Annotated in this window: 1 protein-coding gene; it reads right to left on the minus strand. The window is 62.4% G+C overall.

Translation table 11 applies throughout. From position 1 onward, the window contains the following. Positions 1 to 40 precede the first annotated feature (40 nt). Complete coding sequence (locus ABIB80_RS39265) at positions 41 to 1,414, minus strand: IS30 family transposase (protein WP_007597145.1); 1,374 nt, start codon at positions 1,412 to 1,414, stop codon at positions 41 to 43. Positions 1,415 to 1,460 lie beyond the last annotated feature (46 nt).

Below are 1,460 nucleotides of genomic sequence, written 5' to 3' on the forward strand. Positions count from 1 at the left end.
GGCGGATTCAAACGGTCGTCGCAACACCAGTTACTTTCACTCATAACAGAAGATCGTCAAGCGCCTCCGCCGGCGTTTTCCAGCCTAGTGTCTTCCGCGGTCGGGCATTGAGGGCCGCTGCCACAGCGGATATCTCTTCGGCGCTGTGGATGCTCAGGTCCGTGCCTTTCGGGAAGTACTGCCGCAGCAGCCCGTTGGTGTTCTCGTTAGTGCCGCGCTGCCATGGGCTTTGCGGGTCGCAGAAGTAGACCTGGATACCCGCATCGATCTTGAGACGATCGTGCTGAGCCATTTCGGCTCCCTGATCCCAGGTTAGCGAACGGCGCAGCTCTTCGGGCAAAGTGATGATGGTGCGCGTGATCGCGTCGCGCACGGCTTCGGCCCCATGTCCCGCAAGGGCTGGCCCGTTCTTCGCGCGCGGAGCTTCGCCATGCCCCGCCAACCGTGGAAGGTGCAAGAGCATCGTAAAGCGCGTCGTGCGCTCGACCAGCGTGCCGATTGCCGAGCTGCCAAGACCGAGGATAAGGTCCCCCTCCCAATGTCCCGGCACTGCTCGATCGGCAGCTTCAGCAGGGCGCTCACTGATCATGATCTCCGGCGAGACAAAGCCCTTGCCTCGCCTGCGTACGCGCGCTCTGGGCATCCGTAACACACGCCCTGTTCGCAAGCAGGCCGTCAGCTCGCGGCGTAGCGCGCCACGGCCCTGAACGAAGAGGGCTTGATAGATAGCTTCGTGGCTGATGCGCATCGTCTTGTCGTCCGGGAAGTCGATCGGCAAGCGTCGAGCAATCTGCTCAGGGCTCCAGGCTTTGGCCCATCGCCGATCCTTGCGCTGGCCATGCCGCCGCCCCTTCCACGGAACGGCGGGACCAGGAACGGGAGCGCCGGTCGGGGCTACGACGCCGCCAGCAAGTCTTTCCTCCACATAAGTGCGCAAGGTTGCATTGAGCGCAAGCTTGGTCGGCTTAGGCCGGCGGGCGGATCGATCCGCATGCCATTGGGCAGTTATTGCCCGATACTCCAACCCGCCGCCGCGAGTGGCCGCGTTGCGCCGCAGTTCACGGGAGACTGTGGAAGCAGCCCGCCCCAGGCGACGTCCAATCTCCTGTATGGAATGGCCCTGCACCTTGAGAAGTGCGATCTCCTCGCGCTCATTCAACGAGAGATACCGCCCGGACAGTGCCTTTGCCGAAGATCTGAACATCGCTGGTGGCATGCCGCCCGCCTTTCGGAATAATCTGCTTCCGACAGGTTGTGACAATCCGGCTTCGAGTGCAGCATCTTCGCTGCTTAACCCAGCGGCAATCGCCCGCCAAAATTTATTCTGTTCATCGCGCCCGGCAACAGAGGGCCGTCCTGGCGACGGCAATGGGGCTCGTCCTGACCGCGCCGATCTGCGCCTTACAACGTTCATCGCAACCTCCAAACTCCTGGTGTTGCGACGACCGTTTGAATCCGCC

The organism is Bradyrhizobium sp. i1.15.2 (assembly GCF_040548425.1).
GTDB classification, from domain to species: domain Bacteria; phylum Pseudomonadota; class Alphaproteobacteria; order Rhizobiales; family Xanthobacteraceae; genus Bradyrhizobium; species Bradyrhizobium canariense.

Coding starts and splice junctions, on each gene's coding strand:
- ABIB80_RS39265 (WP_007597145.1), bottom strand. CDS start 1,414: ATGAACGTTGTAAGGCGCAGATCGGCGCGGTCAGGACGAGCCCCATTG.